This is a genomic window from Dyadobacter luticola (assembly GCF_005860805.1).
GTDB lineage: Bacteria > Bacteroidota > Bacteroidia > Cytophagales > Spirosomataceae > Dyadobacter > Dyadobacter luticola.
On the sequence record NZ_VCEJ01000002.1, the window covers coordinates 1,894,791 to 1,911,263 of the forward strand.

At 46.7% G+C, this 16,473-nt stretch carries 18 protein-coding genes and 1 tRNA gene; 6 read left to right on the forward strand and 13 right to left on the reverse strand.

What is annotated here, in order from left to right:
* Positions 1–51: 51 nt before the first annotated feature.
* The 3 genes from FEN17_RS07915 to FEN17_RS27450 all read right to left on the reverse strand — a co-directional run bounded on the left by FEN17_RS07915 (position 52) and on the right by FEN17_RS27450 (position 2,811).
* Positions 52–852 carry an SDR family oxidoreductase gene (locus FEN17_RS07915; RefSeq protein ID WP_138364728.1) on the reverse strand — a complete coding sequence of 267 codons (801 nt, stop codon included), beginning with the start codon at positions 850–852 and terminating at the stop codon, positions 52–54.
* A 132-nt stretch (positions 853–984) separates the two neighbouring features.
* Complete coding sequence (locus tag FEN17_RS07920; RefSeq protein WP_138364729.1) at positions 985–1,695, reverse strand: LytR/AlgR family response regulator transcription factor; 711 nt, start codon at positions 1,693–1,695, stop codon at positions 985–987.
* Between the two features lie 18 nt (positions 1,696–1,713).
* Positions 1,714–2,811 (reverse strand): sensor histidine kinase, encoded by a 1,098-nt coding sequence (locus FEN17_RS27450; RefSeq protein ID WP_205748108.1) that lies wholly within the window; start codon positions 2,809–2,811, stop codon positions 1,714–1,716.
* A 270-nt stretch (positions 2,812–3,081) separates the two neighbouring features.
* On the opposite strand from FEN17_RS27450, the gene FEN17_RS07930 reads away from it, so the two are divergent.
* Positions 3,082–3,687, forward strand: a complete 606-nt coding sequence (locus FEN17_RS07930; RefSeq protein ID WP_229208728.1) for a response regulator transcription factor — start codon at positions 3,082–3,084, stop codon at positions 3,685–3,687.
* Positions 3,688–3,705: 18 nt separating this feature from the next.
* Positions 3,706–4,173, forward strand: coding sequence for a nuclear transport factor 2 family protein (locus FEN17_RS07935; RefSeq protein WP_138364731.1), 468 nt, complete (start codon positions 3,706–3,708; stop codon positions 4,171–4,173).
* A gap of 131 nt (positions 4,174–4,304) precedes the next feature.
* Here FEN17_RS07935 and FEN17_RS07940 read toward each other — a convergent pair.
* From FEN17_RS07940 to FEN17_RS07960, 5 genes are all read right to left on the reverse strand, one after another.
* A tRNA-Arg gene (locus FEN17_RS07940) sits at positions 4,305–4,376 on the reverse strand.
* Between the two features lie 93 nt (positions 4,377–4,469).
* The gene (locus tag FEN17_RS07945) at positions 4,470–5,144 is read right to left on the reverse strand and encodes an NUDIX hydrolase (RefSeq protein WP_138364732.1); all 675 of its coding nucleotides are present in this window, start codon (positions 5,142–5,144) and stop codon (positions 4,470–4,472) included.
* 10 nt (positions 5,145–5,154) lie between these two features.
* Positions 5,155–5,838 carry a hypothetical protein gene (locus tag FEN17_RS07950; protein WP_229208729.1) on the reverse strand — a complete coding sequence of 228 codons (684 nt, stop codon included), beginning with the start codon at positions 5,836–5,838 and terminating at the stop codon, positions 5,155–5,157.
* A gap of 49 nt (positions 5,839–5,887) precedes the next feature.
* Complete coding sequence (gene glgB, locus FEN17_RS07955; protein WP_138364733.1) at positions 5,888–7,918, reverse strand: 1,4-alpha-glucan branching protein GlgB; 2,031 nt, start codon at positions 7,916–7,918, stop codon at positions 5,888–5,890.
* A gap of 126 nt (positions 7,919–8,044) precedes the next feature.
* Positions 8,045–9,253: a dipeptidase gene (locus tag FEN17_RS07960; protein ID WP_138364734.1), complete on the reverse strand. Its 1,209-nt coding sequence runs from the start codon at positions 9,251–9,253 to the stop codon at positions 8,045–8,047.
* Between the two features lie 198 nt (positions 9,254–9,451).
* Here FEN17_RS07960 and FEN17_RS07965 point away from each other — a divergent pair, with 198 nt between their 5' ends.
* Together FEN17_RS07965 and FEN17_RS07970 are read left to right on the forward strand one after the other, a co-directional pair.
* Positions 9,452–10,276, forward strand: a complete 825-nt coding sequence (locus tag FEN17_RS07965; RefSeq protein ID WP_229208730.1) for an acetolactate decarboxylase — start codon at positions 9,452–9,454, stop codon at positions 10,274–10,276.
* 58 nt (positions 10,277–10,334) lie between these two features.
* Positions 10,335–11,345, forward strand: coding sequence for an alpha/beta hydrolase (locus tag FEN17_RS07970; protein WP_138364736.1), 1,011 nt, complete (start codon positions 10,335–10,337; stop codon positions 11,343–11,345).
* A 26-nt stretch (positions 11,346–11,371) separates the two neighbouring features.
* Here the strand turns inward: FEN17_RS07970 and FEN17_RS07975 are convergent, their stop codons facing one another.
* Positions 11,372–13,420, reverse strand: a complete 2,049-nt coding sequence (locus FEN17_RS07975) for a beta-L-arabinofuranosidase domain-containing protein (protein ID WP_138364737.1) — start codon at positions 13,418–13,420, stop codon at positions 11,372–11,374.
* A 180-nt stretch (positions 13,421–13,600) separates the two neighbouring features.
* The gene (locus tag FEN17_RS07980) at positions 13,601–13,894 is read right to left on the reverse strand and encodes a hypothetical protein (protein WP_138364738.1); all 294 of its coding nucleotides are present in this window, start codon (positions 13,892–13,894) and stop codon (positions 13,601–13,603) included.
* A gap of 367 nt (positions 13,895–14,261) precedes the next feature.
* Here FEN17_RS07980 and FEN17_RS07985 point away from each other — a divergent pair, with 367 nt between their 5' ends.
* On the forward strand, positions 14,262–14,492 hold the full coding sequence (locus FEN17_RS07985) for a SymE family type I addiction module toxin (protein WP_138364739.1): 231 nt from the start codon (positions 14,262–14,264) through the stop codon (positions 14,490–14,492).
* An 89-nt stretch (positions 14,493–14,581) separates the two neighbouring features.
* Here the strand turns inward: FEN17_RS07985 and FEN17_RS27975 are convergent, their stop codons facing one another.
* Both FEN17_RS27975 and FEN17_RS07995 read right to left on the reverse strand, forming a co-directional pair.
* Positions 14,582–14,863: a type II toxin-antitoxin system RelE family toxin gene (locus FEN17_RS27975; RefSeq protein WP_138364740.1), complete on the reverse strand. Its 282-nt coding sequence runs from the start codon at positions 14,861–14,863 to the stop codon at positions 14,582–14,584.
* Complete coding sequence (locus FEN17_RS07995; RefSeq protein ID WP_171037872.1) at positions 14,854–15,108, reverse strand: hypothetical protein; 255 nt, start codon at positions 15,106–15,108, stop codon at positions 14,854–14,856. Before FEN17_RS07995 ends, FEN17_RS27975 begins: the two co-directional genes overlap by 10 nt.
* Positions 15,109–15,302: 194 nt before the next feature.
* Here FEN17_RS07995 and FEN17_RS08000 point away from each other — a divergent pair, with 194 nt between their 5' ends.
* Positions 15,303–15,944 carry an HAD family hydrolase gene (locus FEN17_RS08000; RefSeq protein WP_138364742.1) on the forward strand — a complete coding sequence of 214 codons (642 nt, stop codon included), beginning with the start codon at positions 15,303–15,305 and terminating at the stop codon, positions 15,942–15,944.
* Between the two features lie 24 nt (positions 15,945–15,968).
* On the opposite strand, the gene FEN17_RS08005 is transcribed toward FEN17_RS08000, so the two are convergent.
* Positions 15,969–16,469: a DinB family protein gene (locus tag FEN17_RS08005; protein WP_138364743.1), complete on the reverse strand. Its 501-nt coding sequence runs from the start codon at positions 16,467–16,469 to the stop codon at positions 15,969–15,971.
* Between the last annotated feature and the right edge of the window lie 4 nt (positions 16,470–16,473).

Below are 16,473 nucleotides of genomic sequence, written 5' to 3' on the forward strand. Positions count from 1 at the left end.
ATGGGCTGCCGGCGCAAATCGTTCCGCCTGCGCCGGCAGCCCCTTTTGATTTTAAATAGCTGCTAACATTTGTTTGATCGCGTCGCGGAAAGCTTCGTCGCCCTCAGCCAGGCGCTTCGCGTACCATTCTTTGGCGTCGTCGCCGCAAACGTATCTTAATGTGTCGGTTCCATCAGTTGTCGCGCCGTACACCACTTCGGCAATTTGTTCGGAAGTCGTCGGGGCATTACCCGTCGCCAGCATCGTTGTAAATTTGCCTATGATGGCTTCATAAGCCGGGTGCGCGGCAAACACCGATTTAGCACCGATTTCAGTCGCCACCAATCCTGGTTCAATGGTTTTAATTCCAATTCCAAACTCATTGAGCTCATAAGACAAGCTTTCCGCCCAGCCTTCGAGCGCAAATTTGCTGGCATCGTACATCGAGCTTACGGGGAACGCCATCAGCCCCGCCGATGAACCGGTGGTGATGAAAAGTCCTGCTTTCCGCTCGCGGAAATACGGAATAAAAGCCTGCGTCACGCGCACGACACCAAAGAAATTGGTATCCATTTGCTGCACCAGCTGCTCGTCCGTCATCGCTTCCAATGCACCAAACAATCCATATCCCGCATTGTTAAATACCACATCAATATCGCCCAAAGCCAGTGCCTGCTGCGTGGTTTCGCGGATTTGCGCCGGGTTGGTCACGTCGAGGGGCAGCACGGTTACGTTGTCCAGCGCGTGGAGTTCTTTTTCATTTTCAGGCTTGCGCATGGTGGCGATCACCTTCCAGCCTTTGGCGGCAAACAATTTGGCCGTAGCCCGTCCGATACCTGTTGAAGCACCGGTAATAAAAATCGTCTTTGTCATTTGTCTCACTTGTTATTTTCGAAAGACAAATTTCTAAGACACGCGGCTGGCGTTTGGAGTGGATTTGGGAAATGTTGTAGCCGAAATGGTCATGCGCTCCCATTTTTTCTAATGTAGCATCTTACCAAAAATCTATTGCAGGAACCGCAAAACCTCGCGCTGATAGGACTTGCCGATGGGTATCTCGCTGCCGCTGGTATGGATGCTGCTGGCGGAGAAAGATTGGATTTTGGAAGCTGCAACAATAAATGAGCGGTGCACGCGGATAAAATCGGAGGCGGGGAGCATCGCTTCTAATGCGGTGATGGAATATTTGGTGACCACCTGGCCGGCTTCCGTCATGATCTTCACGTAATCTTTCAGACTTTCGATCAATACGATATCCTTCAACATGACTTTCACCATCTTCCGGTCGGCGCGAAAATAGAGGAACGCATCGTTTGCCGCGGGAGTTTCGGCAGGCAGCTGTGCCGGAAGCGACATCAGTGGCAAAGCTTTGTTGATGGCCTTAATAAATCGCTCGAATTTGATCGGTTTTAAAAGATAATCGACTGCGTCGAGTTCGTAACTCTGCACGGCAAACTCGGCGAAAGCGGTGGTAAAGATGATTTTCGGAGGATTGGGTAATGCGGCTACAAGCTCTAATCCTGACAACTGGGGCATTTGGATATCCAGAAGCAGCAGGTCGACGGGTTGCTGGTGCAACAGGGTAATTACCTGCACCGCATTGGAACATTCACCGGCCAGTTCGAGCAAGGGCAATTTTTCGATGTAGCGCCGGAGCACCTGCCGGGCGGGCGGTTCATCATCAACGATCAGGCATCTGTATTTCTGGGTATTCATAAAGGTTTATTGCTATGCCTACTGCGGCTCCGGACGAGCAGCCAGCTTGATTTCCAAATTAACAATGTACAGTTCATCCTCTTCCATTATCGTCAATTTGTGTTTTTCAGGATAAATCAATGTCAGCCTCCTGCGCACATTCTCAATCCCGATTCCGCCCTCTTGCGCATGCATTTTGTCAGCTTTTCCATTCACAAGTTTTAACTGCATTTCCTGATCCTTCAAGGCAATGTTTAGGTTGATCCACGGATTTTCGAGGACCGAACTCGTCCCATGTTTGAAACAATTTTCGACAAAAGGAAGCATAATCAGCGGCGCTATCATCAGATTTTCTGTATTGCCTGGCAACTGGATAGATAGTTCCAATTCTTCGCCGTACCGCTTTTTTTCCAGGTTAATGTATGCCTGAATCATTTTGATCTCGTCCGCCAGCGGTACCAGTGGCGCGTTGCCGGTATACAACATATACCGCAGCAACCCCGAAAGTCCCAGCAGCATATCGGCGGCGATGGGGGCCGTTTCCTGGGCGTGGGAGTAAATGTTGTTTAAAGTATTGAACAAAAAATGGGGATGCAGCTGCGATTTCAATGTTTGCAGCTCGGCCAGCATATTCTGCTTTTCCAGCTGCGAAGCCAGCTGCTGCTTTTCATAATAATGCTTCATGAGTTTAATGGCCGCCGCCAGCCCGCCGATCGTAATCCCGCCCCGAAGCCCCGCGATCATTGACATAAAGAGCTGGACATAAACCGGTTTGGGATAATATCCTCTTCGTAAATACTCGATGACCGTGAGCGATAAAAAAGCGGAAAGCGCCGCCGTGGCCAATAATACCAGAATCACCGTTCCTGCTGCCAGCACGTACCGGCCGGGGATGATCAGGCGTGGGATAACCCAGTACATCAGGCTGTATGCGAGGAAGATATGTACCGACAAGTAGCAGAGACTTTCCGGCGCAACCATGATCATACGGGTCAGAAAAGGCAGTGCCAGCAGTTTCGGCTCGGGCGCAAAGGCGTAGAGCATTACCTGGAAAACATACCAGAGAAACCAGAAACTAATGTGTCTCGCCAGTCGCCAGCCAGGCTGGTTGGAGAAAACAAAGGGCAAACTGACCATAAACCGACTTTTCACTAAAATTACAAATCTGTAATTAAAAGCTCCTCTCCTGCACCTGTTTGGCGACATTCAAGGATTTTAAGCCTTTGAAACATTTTCGTCGTCGACCAATGTAAATATTTCTTCCCAACCGATTGTATAACCCCAAAAACCGCACGCCGGGCTACTTTGCCGGTTTGCGCCCCAAAAATCTGATAGCTTCGTCCGTATCCATCACAAGCTATTATGCATCAGCCAGTCACAACCGTACATCTTGTTCACCCCTATCCCTTGGAACGCGAAGCTATTGCGTATTGGCTATCGAAACAGGCTTTTTTAGGCCTCAAAAGAAAGGGAAATAGGCTGCCGGAAGTATCGAATCCATGCAGTTTGAATGACATTGAAATGCTCATTGCCTTCACTTATCATGCCGCGGATACCGCTCAGCAGATCGTGCATTTGAGAAAAATAAAGCCGTCACTGAAAATCTTGATCGCCGTCGACATTGAAAATACGGATACCATCTCCGAAGTTGTGCACTGCAGCGTCCACGGAATTATCGACGTCCATGCACAAGTAGAAGAATGGGAATGGGCGATCAAATCCGTTTCGCAAGGCAAGGTGTATTACGCGCAACAAGTGATGAAGCTGCTCGCCGGGCCGATCATCCACAATGCTGAAAATCAATCGATTCCCGCATCGAAACATTTTTTGAGCAAAAGAGAAATAGAGGTACTGATGCTGGTCGCCAGCGAATACTCCACCAATCGCATTGCAGACAAGCTGTTTATCAGTAGCAAAACCGTAGAATCGCACCGGCGAAACCTCTTCCAAAAATTGGGCGTAAAAAATTCCGTCGGCCTGACGAAAGTAGCGGTCCGGCTTGGTGTCATTTAAAATCAAAAAAACAATCTTATGAAAAAGGTAATGCTTCTGTTGCTGATCTTATCAGCAGGTTATCAGGCTCTGGCCCAAGTGGATACGACGAGCTATCCCAAAGAAAGGCAGGAAATAAGAAACCTGCTCCATCAAAGAAAACCAAATGCCGGGATTGATTGCAACGACTTCATCGCAGTCGGCCCAAAAGGCGACATATCATTTTCGCATCAGCAATGGCAAAGTGCGCAGGCCAAAGAAAAGGTTGTTTTCAAATCGGTACAAGCGGTACCCGGTCACGAATTCATCCGGATTTATGAAGGCAATGTGGCCGTAGTCAATTTTCTGGCCAATGTCCACCTGACAGTCGACGCCAAAGAGGTGCATTTAAAAGTCCGGCGGCTGGAAGTTTATCATAAAACTGCCTCCGGCTGGTGCCGCGTGGCAGGTCAAGGGACGGAGGTGGCTGAAGGGCTGTTTCCGGTGACGTCAACAATAAATAAGTGAAAACCACATGCTTCAAAATCCCAGTTACGATGAAAGTGGCAGGCGAATTATTAGGATTATGTATCGAGGCAAAAAAAAACCTGCAAACCAATAATTTGCAGGATTTTTATCAATTTCAGTAACTTATTCTGTGCGCCCGAAGGGATTCGAACCCCTATCGGTGGTACCGGAAACCACAATTCTATCCATTGAACTACGGGCGCTTCTTTCGGTAACGGGGTGCAAATATAGGCCCTATTTTAATTTTTGACCAGAAAGGACGGGAAATTAACGGGAAAATTTTGCGGCCCCAGCGTTTACAATTGTTTCAGCAGCTCCCAATCGCCGACGTCTTTGAGATACATATAATTCTGCAGCACGGCATTTACATTGGTAATCAGCTTGTGACCTTCTGCAAATGGGACAACGTAGGTATTAATGTACTCGTGCTCAGAAATCACCCCCTGCGTTTGGTTGTGGTAACTATTTATTTCCTCGCTGGTAAGTTCCAACTCGCAGTAGAAGAGGTACATCGCCTCGTCGCTGGTTCCGGTGGACGGGTAAAATGGCTTTTTATTGAGTTGTTTCAGCTGCGAAAGTTCTACCTGGATGCTCGTTTCTTCAAATACTTCACGGGCAGCCACCGCAGCGGCGTCGCTTTCGCTGTCCAGCATTCCGGCCGGATGCTCAAAAGTCATGGAGCCGTCGCAAATCCTTCTTTGCTGCACCAGCAGGAGATATTTTTCTTTCGAAACAGAATCAATAAAACATACCAGGACGCTCACCACTTCGCCTTTTAAAAAACACAGCGGCGGAATTTTGTTTCCTTCCGGCGTGGTGGCGTCGGTAAACAGCAGCGAAAAAAGCACTTCTCCGTGACCGTTCCGGCGGGTGTAAAGTTCATCGACATTGTGAACGTCCATCCCATTTTTTTCCAGCCTGCTTTTCCACAAATTGTATTTGTGCGAGTCAACCAGTTTTTGAACTTCCATTTTTGCTTAACTAATTATAGAGCGGGAAACTGATGGACGCGGAAGGCACGCCGTATGTCTTGGAAAAGCGTCTTTGACCATTGTCCAGCTTTTCAGAGGTCGAATAAGTAATCCTGCCGTGCACGTAAGCCAGTTTCAGGCCGATGCGGTCGGTGATCCAGTACCGGATGTATACTTCTGATTGACCATTTTGCTTGTCGATCACGAGGGGCAGCACGTTGAATGCACTTGGATTGCTCGGCACATAAGAATTGTAATACGGAGCGCCCTCACCTTCGAAAAGTTTGGATTTATCATACAAGCCATGTCTTTTTACACCGAATGCAAAACCGACAATATCGGTGTTTGCGCCAATATCAAACTTCCAGAGACGGAAATTAGCCCCAAACAAAAAGCTGGCACCATTTGCACTTAGCCGGCCATATTTGAGTGTATCATCTGAAAAGGCTGAACTTTTGGGCACCAGATTGGTGCGGCCGGCATAATATCCCCACGCTCTTACCCCCCAGCCCACGCGGAAGTACGGAAAATTGGTAAGGCTCAGCTCCTGATGATACACAGCAGAAGGAACCCAGGTTTTGTCCTGATATCCGAGACCGACGTCGATGCCGGAAGTGACGCGGGAAAGACTTTGAGAGAATGTTGTGGCTGTGCTGAATAAAACAAAAAGTACTGCTATTTGAATGCGCATCATTGGATCCTCATAATGTGATTTCGGGCAAAGGTAAAAAAATGTGCAAATGCTACTTCACTTTTTTCAGGACAATGGCACCCATCGGCGGCAGATCTACGGTCAGCGAGTTGGCGCGGCCATGCCACTGATGACCTTCGGCCGTGATCGGATCATAATTAATGATACCGCTTCCGCCAAATCGCTCCTGGTCTGAATTGAATATTTCCTGCCAGCTTCCCTCCGAAAGTACGCCTACGCGGTAACCTTTCCGGGGAATCGAAGTCAGGTTCAATGCGATGACAATATTCTGACTCGGATCAAACGCTTTGCGGGCGTATACCAGCACCGAATTTTCTCTGTCCTGGGTATCAATCCACTCAAAACCTTCGTGCGAAAATGAAAAATCATACATGGCTGGCTCCGATTTGTACAGCTCGTTCAGTTCCTTTACACATTGTTTCATACCAATGTGCGGTGCAAAATTGAGCAGGTGCCAGTCGAGGCTTTGTTGAAAATTCCACTCGGAAGTCTGACCAAATTCGCAACCCATGAACATCAGCTTTGTACCCGGATGCGTGAACATATAACTGAACATCAGCCTCAGATTGGCAAATTTCTGCCACTCGTCACCCGGCATTTTATTGATCAGCGATTTCTTGCCATACACTACTTCGTCATGCGAAAACGGCAGCATAAAGTTTTCTGAAAATGCATATACCAGGCTGAATGTCAGCTGGTCCTGATGCCACTTACGAAATGCCGAATCCTTCTCGAAATATTTCAGGGTATCATTCATCCAGCCCATCATCCACTTCATACCAAAACCGAGACCACCCACAAAAACGGGGCGGGATACGCCTGGAAATGCCGTAGATTCCTCGGCAATAGTTTGAATGTCAGGGAATTCCGTATAAGCAGCAATGTTCATTTCCCTCAGTAAAGAAATCGCTTCCAGGTTTTCACGACCACCAAATTCATTAGGGATCCACTCGCCATGTTTTCTTGAATAATCAAGATAAAGCATCGATGCCACGGCATCCACGCGAAGACCGTCGGTATGATACCGGTCGAGCCAGAAAATCGCGTTACTGATCAGGAAAGACCGGACTTCATTTCTTCCATAATTAAAAATATAGCTCTTCCAGTCGGGGTGATAGCCTTTTCTGGGGTCTTCGTGCTCATATAATGATGTGCCGTCGAACCGGAACAAACCGTGCGCATCACCTGGAAAGTGAGAAGGCACCCAGTCCATATATACCCCGATGCCCGCCTGGTGCAGCTGGTCGATCAGATACATTAATTCCTGCGGCGTACCCATTCTCGACGCCACCGAAAAATATCCGGTGATCTGATAACCCCACGATGGCGGATAGGGATGCTCCATGATCGGCATCAGCTCCACATGCGTAAAACCCATTTCCTGCACATACGGTACCAGACTTACGGCTATCTCCTTGAAAGTCAGGAATCTTTCGGGATCACTCGGGTCGCGCTGCCAGGAGCCCAAATGTACTTCATACACCGAAGTAGGTGCATTGAGCTTGTTTTTTTCCTTACGGGTTTTCATCCAGCTCGCATCCTCCCACTCGTACCAGGTATCCCAAACGATGGATGCTGTACGGGGTGCAACTTCGCACCATAATGCAAAAGGATCGGACTTTTCGAGGTGCTGACCGTTGTTGGAAACAATGTAGTATTTGTAAACCTCCCCTACTCCGATGTTCGGGATCCAACCTTCCCAGATACCCGAACTATCCCAGCGCGAAGCGAGCGGATGACTTCCATGGTTCCAGCCATTGAAATTTCCGGTAACCGAAATATAAGACGCATTGGGCGCCCAAACTGCAAAATATGTACCCGTAACTCCCTGATATTCCATCACATGGGAACCCAGCTTTTCATAAAGCTTGTAATGTTTCCCCTGACGGAAAAGGTGAATATCGAATTCTGTTAAACGGCTTATAGTTTCCACCGCGTTGAGTGCTGGTGCAGCGCTTTGCTCAGGATTGTTCCCAGCCAGGCTTTGAGCCGAGCTTTCGTTCAGACTTTCAGCTGGTTCCTGCGCTGACTTTGATTGTACTTTTCCAGTTGACTTAGCCATTATAAATATTTCAATGAATGATATTCTGTAAGAGCATGTAAGATTTGCAATTTTATTAAACTATTTCCCAAAATGTATATATTTTTTTACCGCGTTTCTTCCTCTGTACAGCCGTTTTAATCAAGTTCACATTTCCTTCGCGACCTTCTCCACCTGGTCGAGCACACGCATAATGTTGCCTCCCCAGATCTTCTCAATGTCCTTCGCCGAATAGCCTCTCTTGACCAATTCTTCGGTAATTCCACCGATCTGGCTCACGTCCTGTAACCCGATCACCTCGCCGCCGCCGTCCAGGTCCATACCTATTCCAACATGGTCCACGCTGGTCAGCTTGATGACGTGTTCGATGTGATCCACAGCATCTTGCAGGGTTGGCATGTCGGATATATATTTCTTGTCGATCGCCCTCATTTCGTCACGCAGCGCTTTTTTATCAGCGTCCGAAAGATCGGTTTGGCGCAGTTTCAGGCGCAGGGCTTTCAACGACATTTCGTGTGGCTGCGACGGCGCTTTCACAAAATTCGGGACAAAGTTGATCTGTATCACGCCGCCGTTTTTCGCCAGTGTTTTGATCATATCGTCTGTCATATTTCGCGGCACATTGCAAAGCGCGCGGCAGGAAGAATGCGACGCGATGACCGGCGCTTTTGTCATTTTGATCACATCATAGAACGTTGAATCCGACACGTGGGAAATATCTACCATCATTCCGAGCCGGTTCATTTCCTGTACCACCTGCTCACCAAAAGCGCTCAAACCATTGTATTCCGGGCCGTCTCCGTCGGTCGACGAATCACAGATATCATTGTTGAGGGAATGTGAAAGCGTCACATATCTCAGCCCCAGATCATAGTACATTTTAAGATTGGACAAATCCTTCCCGATCGGCCAGCCATTTTCCATACCGATAAACATGGCGCGTTTTCCCTCCTTTTGGAGCCGATACGCATCTTTTGAAGTCGTGGCAATACCTGCCAGCTCAGGGTGTGATCTGGCTGTTTCACGAATTTTGTCAAAAATGGCAAGTGCCTGCTTTTTCGCCTCCGCATTTCCTTCGGGCGTCCGTTTTCCCTGTCCGAGATACACCGCAAAAAACATTCCGTCCATGCCGCCTTTTATCATTCTCGGGAAATCGATCTGGGACTGGTCTTTCTCGTAATTGTGCTCGACCGTCATGTCAAAGCCAAGTTCCATCATTTTGATCGGCGCATCGGCATGCGTGTCGATCGTCAGCGCTTTTTCATGGATCTTCGCAGCTTCGGGGGACATTTTGACCGGGACAGTTTGTCCTGCTGCCAGTACCGGCAGGGTTAAAAGGATCAGGAGTTTTTTCATCGGAAAATAGGTGGTTGTCAGAAATTCATCGGTTTTTAAATTCAAGTTTTTTTTCTGTAAAACCAATTTAAAGGCCCGCATTCATTCTTTTATTCCTAAATGTCCACGTCAGCATGCCATTCCCAAGTCTCGACCAGTAATTTTAGCTTATCATTTTCTCTTGTTGTTTTGATTCAAATTCATCTACACCCTCAACGTATGCCGACCTCTGCTTTTAAAATTCTGCCCCGGTGCTTCATGGCTTTCCTGCTGCTTTCGGCGGCATGCATGTTTCAAAGCTGTAAATCGGCCTATCCCAAAACTGGCAGAGCAAGTCTTGAAAAGGATTTCATGTATCAATATTCGATCATTGATGCTTTAATGGCTGGCGTATTTGATGGCGACCTCACGATTGGCCAGCTAAAAAACAAAGGTGATTTCGGCATAGGAACATTCAACCGGGTGGATGGGGAACTGATGATGAACGCAGGACTTGTATACCGGACAAAGTTCGATGGCTCGGTGGAAGAGGTATCCGACGAAGACAGCACGTCGGCCGCTTTCATCAAATTTTTCAGCGCAGACACAGTAATCATATTGAACGACAAGAACCTGACCTACGAAAAAATACAGCAATACCTGAGTGAGAAACTGAACCCGAACGAGATTTATGCCTTGCGGATCAAAGGAAGGTTTACCACGATGACTACGCGGGCAGAAAAGCCCGCAAAACCGCCTTATACCAGTTTGCCGGAGCATTTGAAAACAAATCAGACGGTTTTCGACCTCAAAAATTCAGAAGGTATCTGCAACGGATTTTTGCTTCCGCCATACCTCGCGAGGACCAATGTTCCGGGTTTTCACATGCATTATCTTGCCAATGATCACAAAGCTGGCGGCCACATTTTCAGCTTCACAACCGACTCCGTCACCATTGAAATTGACAAGGCGAAAGGTTTTACGATCGAAAACAATACCAACGCAGAATTCAAAAAAGTAAATTTGAAACCCGACCGCGGCGCGGAACTTAAGAAAATCGAGTGAGGTAGCCAATCAAGACTTTCCTTATTATATTTATACTTCCGTTTATGTTATTATCAAAATGAAAGTTGCCCTCCGCTGTGTTATCTTAATGCTGATTACCTTTTTCCCGGCTTTCGGGCAGGTAACATATTTCGCTGATATACTCGGGAAGGGTTTTAAGCAGGCCACGATCGTCCAGACGCCGGATTATGAAGGCAGCGTTACATGCACCATCATTAAAAAACCAACCCCTGAAAAAAGTACAAAAGCAGTGTTGTATGTCCACGGCTTCAACGACTATTTTTTTCAGGAAGAAATGGCCGAGAAATTTATCAAAGAAGGCTACAACTTTTACGCCGTAGATCTTCGAAAGTATGGCCGCTCGTGGTTGCCAAATCAGAAATTCAATAACGTCCGCGACCTTTCAGAATACTATGCCGACCTGGACACGACGCTGGCAATCATGAAAAGTGAAGGTTGCGAAAAGATCCTCCTGAGCGGGCACTCACTCGGCGGGCTGGTGGTATCATTATATGCAGATGCAAGAAATGGGCAGGAGCGCTTTGACGCGGTTTTGCTCAACAGTCCGATGTTTGATATGCCGGTAAAATCCGGTCTCAAAAAAACGGCCCTTCCGCTGATCGTAAAGCGTGCGGAAAAACATCCTGAAACTTCGATAGACGCCGGTTTAAGTCCACTTTACGGCGAAAGTTTGCATAAGGACTCGCATGGAGAATGGTCGTATAGTCTGGGATTCAAGCCGCTGATAGCGCCGCCGGTCAATTTCGGCTGGATGCGCGCGGTACATTTGGGGCAGGAAAAAGTCACTCAGGGATTGCAGATCAACAAGCCGGTCCTCGTCTTACATTCCGCCAAATCCATCGACGAAAAAAAATGGAGCGACGTCATGTTCACCGGCGACGCCGTACTGGACATTGCCCAGGTCGATCTTCAAGCCAGAAATATCATCGGCCAATACAGCATCCAGGCAGTCCCCGGCGGCATGCATGATCTGATCCTCTCTAAGCAACCGGTTCGAGACGAGGTTTATTCGACGATACTGAACTGGGCAAAACGGGTGATTAAGTAATCCGGTCCGAACGTCTACGTTCGAACCTACTTCACGACAGGAAATGCGACAATCCTCACCTTTGTAAACCCATAAGGCACCAGCGTAATCTTCTCAACAGTCGGGCTTACTTCACCTTTGTAAATCCCTTCCCGATCCGAAACCGGCTGCCGAGCCAGGCCATCGACAATTTTCCAGTTTGGAATCTTTTTCGCCGAAGCTGTGATTTCAATCGGTGCATGCGCCAGGTTCCATACAAAATTCTGGCCCACAGGCTTCACTACGTTCACAGTTAGATTGTTAACCGGATCTTTCACAGTCTGCAAGACCAACCCATAATTCCAATCCGATTTTGGAAAAACATTGAAATAATCACCCTCCTCTTTCTGCGTTTCCTTCTCCCATCTTTCCTCCAATTTCAATGCATATACCAGCGGCCCACGCTCAACCGTACGCGAATTCTTGCCCCAATTTGAAGTAGAAACCTGCATCGGCAGCTGCAATGTCAGCTTGTCACTATTTTTCCAAGTACGATTGATTGTAATCACTTGCCCGCCTTTATGTTTCCTTAACTCCTTGCCATTCAAGGCAATTACTCCCTCTTTACACCAGGAAGGAATTCTCAGCCGCAAAGGAAATGCGACATCCTTCGCCATCGAAAATGAAAAATTTACGGCGTCCTCAAAAGGATAATTGGTCGCTTCATCAATAGTCACCTCCGTGCCCGAAGCACCCACTTTCGTCTTGATTTCATTCGGACTAAATGCCAAGGCCGCCAGCCCTTTATCCGCCGTAGCGTACCACAAATGACTCGCGAACTTCGTCCAGCTCTGGTGCATGTTGGCGAGGCAGCAAGTGTAGCCGCTACGCATGCCCAGCACATTGTTCATTTCCCGGTCGAAAGGCAGCGAAAAGTCGAAAACACCGCGACTGATCTGTACCTGATTGGCGATCTGAAAGTATTGTTTCGCATTGTAATCATCCGTAGTCTGCGTCGGTAACGCATTGAAAGTCATCCTTTCCAGCGCATCCATATATTGTATGTCGCCCGTGATGGCAATAATTTCTTCCAGTGAGTACATCGCTTCCGCAATCGCGCAAAGCTCAACTCCCTGCGTCGGCGCATTTCCGTGTAGATCTTCATCACCCGAAAAAACGCCCATCGGCAAACCGTGCAGGTTCATAATATCCGTAAAACCCGTTTTAAGGTCGTTGAGATACTTTTCGTTTTTGGTTCGCTGATAATTAATGGCGGGAGATTTCAGGGCCATGCCGACATTTACGGCATGCCGCTGCATCCATTTTTCGTTGTTTTGCTGGGCTGCCGCATTCATCACCCAGTCGCGGCTGCCGAGCAAATTACTCCACGGAAAAGCCTGTGCTTCAATTCGTTCCGCCAGTTCCAGAAGTGATTTATCTTTGGTAATGTTGTAAAGCCACTGCGCCATCATCACATTATCCGCCCCGCGCGATTCTGCCCACTCGGTCCATTTTCCAAGAGGACAACTTTTCAGCGCCTGCGACTGATACTTAAAATACTTGGTCATAAAGGGGATTACGCGCGCATCATTCGTAGCCTGGTAATATTGCCGTATTACTTTCAGCATCACCATTTTAGGCCACCAATCTTCACCCGCCGCACAATTATCCGGCGTGATCTGCTTTTTCTTCTCCCGCTCCTCCTTCGTAATCGGCCCGAAATATCCCGAAGGCCGCTGATTCTCAATCGTCCAGTTAATGTATTTGGTCACTTTTCCCTTCATTGCCGGATCGTCCAGCAAATAAGCCAGCGGCACCGCGCCATCGAGCCAGTAAGGCGTCTCCTCCCAGCCATCCCCGTGGCCTCCCAGCCACCCATTATCATTTTTCACCTTCGCATACACCTCATCCAAATGCCCAGTCGTCCCATTTTTCATAATCACCAACTGATCACGCAGCCAACCTTTCGGCTTGATTGAACCTAACGGTATCTCCGTATACGGTTGTACCGGCTTGGGTTGGGCCTGAGTAATCGTATTCTGAGAAAGTAAAAGGAATAAAACGAGAATACTGATTTTTAGAAGCGAGAAATGAAGGTAGTAGGAATATTGGCGCATCAGTTTCAAAGATTTAGGCTGGCAGATATGATATCTAATGTTGCAAATCAAAGAGTTTCCACCAAATCCGCAATCGTTTTCATCGGCAATATCATTTTTGCGGAATCAGAAAGCGGCACAAAACCATAACCGGCGTAAAACTTTTTTGCCCGCTCGTCAATAGGATCAACGGTTATCATATTACTTCCATCCCATTTCTTTTTTCAATTCATCAAGTGTCACGAAGTCCTTTTCTTTTTCAACTTTTTCCATGACTTTGCCGAGATAGAAATCTTCTAACTCTTCATTATCAATGATCGCGAGGATTTTTTCGACCTCTTCAATAGTCCAGCTACCACGCTTTTTTTTAACTGAAAAATTGGGTGACGGAATGCCCAGCTTTTCTGCGATATATGAATTTTTGTAACCTGAATGTTTAATGAGCATACCAATGTTCTGTCTTAGTTCTTTGTAGTTCGCAACGATCTTCAACATTGACATAATTTCCGTTTTTAGTAAATTTTGCTAATTAATTTTACCAAAAATACTAACATGGATTTTTATTGTCATTACGATCTCGGAAATATTAAATTGTAAAAACCTACCCGAACTACAAATATCAACACTCAAACTGTAAGTTTTTCTACCGTTAGTTCAACCAAACCGACCGCAGGAAAAGCGAGATCGAAATGGTTTTTTAGACTCAAATATCATTTCTAACTTTCAAGTGCGACTTAAAAAAAAAACCAATTGAAATCACAAATATTGTTTCAAAACATACCCGACAGAGAGCAGGTGAAAGTCCTGGCCTACTTGGTTTTTGTAGTCGCGCCACTGTCGGGTTTCACTTAAACTATCTTTTATGCGATCGTCTCAAAAACCAACAACCGAACCCAAAACATTCAAACTAAAACGCCCGGAAGTACGCAGTTTGAAAATTCAGCCGAAAACACGGTTTAATGTTTATGAAGAAAAGCAGGTACCGGAAATCAAATTATCAGGCGAGTGGCTGCGAAACCTTGGTTTTCAATCCGGCGAAAAAGTAAAAATCACTACCATGAATCAACTGCTGATCATTCAGCCTTTTGAATAATGTAAAACACAACTCACACGGCAAAGCCGCTTCTGATCATTCAGGGCGGCTTTTGTTTTGAAGAAACTTCTCAGCTTCAAACACATTACTCACTTCGGAGGAAAAGCATTGTAAAACCCACCTCTGACCGCAACCATAATGACAACTAAATCAGGGTGGACATACTCAATTCCCATCCGGTATTGGCCAATCCGAATACGGTAATAGTTTCCGCCCGGCCTCTGCCCTTCCATTTTGAGATAGTCAACATTCGCTGTCTCCAAACTATCCGAATTTCTTAGCGAATCGAGTACAGATTTGATAGCTAACTGAGCTTTGGCGGGAATGCTTTTTAAGTCTTTGAGAAATCTCTTCTTATAGATTATCTCCATCCCATTTCCTTGTAAAGCTCGTCGTGACTTATGGTATCATCGTCCTTTCTTGCCTCCATTTCCTGCATTAACCAAAAATCACTAACATCTTCATTATCAATAATTGAAGCTAGCTTTTTAAGTTCTTCAAGAGAAAAACTTTTGCGGTTTTTTTTAGCTGAAAAATTGACATTGCTCAATCCCAGCTTCTTCGCCAGGTAGTCATTCCGGTAACCCGAAACCTCGATCAGTTCTCCGATATTCATAATGAATTTCTCGTAATTATTTACAATTTCAGTTATCATGACTTTGGAACGTTCGAGTCTTTTTGTATCAATATCGATACGAATATGTTCATAAAAATACACAAAATGTTGTCTTGAATAAAAAATTTCCGAAATCCGCTCCCCTGCCTTACCTTTAAAAACCGAAAAACTCTTACAGAAAAACCAACATTCCTATGCAGATCAATGACCTTAAAATCCTCTTTTTTGATATTGGCGGCGTGCTTTTGAGTAATGGCTGGGGGCATGAGTCGCGGATTATGGCGGCCGAAAAGTTTGGGCTGGATTATAAAGAGATGGATCAGCTGCATAATTTCATATTCAATGTGTACGAAATTGGCAGCATTACTTTGGACCAATACCTTGACACTGTGGTTTTTAATCACCCCAGAGATTTTGTGCGGGAAGATTTTAAGGAGTTTATGTACTCGCAATCCGTAGAGCTGCCGGGCATGCTGGCGTGGCTGAAAGAGTGGAAAAGAGATTGCGGTTTCCGAATCATTTCCGTCAATAACGAGGGCAAGGAGCTGAATGATTACCGCGTGCAAAAATTCAAGCTGCACACTTGCTTCGACGCATTTATCTCTTCCTGCGAAGTCAAAATGCGGAAGCCTGATCCGCGGATTTTCGAGCTGGCGATGGGCATTGCGCAGGCCACGCCGAGTCAATGTGTGTATTTCGACGACCGCATTATGTTTGCCAATCTGGCCAAAGGGCTGGGATTGCGGGCGTATCAGCACACGAGTTTTGAGGCGACCAAAGAAATCCTGGAAGATCTTAAACAAGAAAAGTTCGCCAGGTTTGGCCCGACGAACTGATCATAAAACACTTAAAAAACTGACTTAGAACGTTTTGTCATCCGCGGACGGCCCGTAAATGCTGGGCACCGGAATTTCACTGATCCGCATGTAAACCGTCAGCTGCCCACGGTGGTGCACCCAGTGGTTGATCGTCGAGCTGACGCCTTCCAGTTTGGTTTGCGTGAAGAGTATTTCTCCGTATCTTTTCAAATGAAATTCGCCATTGAGATCCTCATCGGTAATACTTTTGAGCGACTCGATGGCGCCTTTGAAAACTTCCTCATAATGCGCAACCAGCTCGTCCTTTGTTTCCCATTCAAAGCGTTTATAAGTCGCAAAGTCCACCTCGCCTTCCTTGATCATAAATGTGATCCACAGCGGAATTTCGGCTGTTAACAAGGTAAGGTACCGCATTTCCATGGACGTGGGATGCGGCTTAAAACCATACACCGATTCCGGAATGTTTTCCAGGCACTTTTTGGTGGACGTATACTCCGCTTCCAATTCCTTGATGAAGGCGGTCACAAGTGTTGAAGTAGCCATAAGG

What these genes read in the sequence shown, in the direction of transcription:
- FEN17_RS07915 (WP_138364728.1), bottom strand. Translation starts at nt 852, where the DNA reads ATGACAAAGACGATTTTTATTACCGGTGCTTCAACAGGTATCGGACGG.
- FEN17_RS07920 (WP_138364729.1), bottom strand. Translation starts at nt 1,695, where the DNA reads ATGAATACCCAGAAATACAGATGCCTGATCGTTGATGATGAACCGCCC.
- FEN17_RS27450 (WP_205748108.1), bottom strand. Translation starts at nt 2,811, where the DNA reads ATGGTCAGTTTGCCCTTTGTTTTCTCCAACCAGCCTGGCTGGCGACTG.
- FEN17_RS07935 (WP_138364731.1), top strand. Translation starts at nt 3,706, where the DNA reads ATGAAAAAGGTAATGCTTCTGTTGCTGATCTTATCAGCAGGTTATCAG.
- FEN17_RS07945 (WP_138364732.1), bottom strand. Translation starts at nt 5,144, where the DNA reads ATGGAAGTTCAAAAACTGGTTGACTCGCACAAATACAATTTGTGGAAA.
- FEN17_RS07950 (WP_229208729.1), bottom strand. Translation starts at nt 5,838, where the DNA reads ATGATGCGCATTCAAATAGCAGTACTTTTTGTTTTATTCAGCACAGCC.
- glgB (WP_138364733.1), bottom strand. Translation starts at nt 7,918, where the DNA reads ATGGCTAAGTCAACTGGAAAAGTACAATCAAAGTCAGCGCAGGAACCA.
- FEN17_RS07960 (WP_138364734.1), bottom strand. Translation starts at nt 9,253, where the DNA reads ATGAAAAAACTCCTGATCCTTTTAACCCTGCCGGTACTGGCAGCAGGA.
- FEN17_RS07965 (WP_229208730.1), top strand. Translation starts at nt 9,452, where the DNA reads ATGCCGACCTCTGCTTTTAAAATTCTGCCCCGGTGCTTCATGGCTTTC.
- FEN17_RS07970 (WP_138364736.1), top strand. Translation starts at nt 10,335, where the DNA reads ATGAAAGTTGCCCTCCGCTGTGTTATCTTAATGCTGATTACCTTTTTC.
- FEN17_RS07975 (WP_138364737.1), bottom strand. Translation starts at nt 13,420, where the DNA reads ATGCGCCAATATTCCTACTACCTTCATTTCTCGCTTCTAAAAATCAGT.
- FEN17_RS07980 (WP_138364738.1), bottom strand. Translation starts at nt 13,894, where the DNA reads ATGTTGAAGATCGTTGCGAACTACAAAGAACTAAGACAGAACATTGGT.
- FEN17_RS07985 (WP_138364739.1), top strand. Translation starts at nt 14,262, where the DNA reads ATGCGATCGTCTCAAAAACCAACAACCGAACCCAAAACATTCAAACTA.
- FEN17_RS27975 (WP_138364740.1), bottom strand. Translation starts at nt 14,863, where the DNA reads ATGGAGATAATCTATAAGAAGAGATTTCTCAAAGACTTAAAAAGCATT.
- FEN17_RS07995 (WP_171037872.1), bottom strand. Translation starts at nt 15,108, where the DNA reads ATGAATATCGGAGAACTGATCGAGGTTTCGGGTTACCGGAATGACTAC.
- FEN17_RS08000 (WP_138364742.1), top strand. Translation starts at nt 15,303, where the DNA reads ATGCAGATCAATGACCTTAAAATCCTCTTTTTTGATATTGGCGGCGTG.
- FEN17_RS08005 (WP_138364743.1), bottom strand. Translation starts at nt 16,469, where the DNA reads ATGGCTACTTCAACACTTGTGACCGCCTTCATCAAGGAATTGGAAGCG.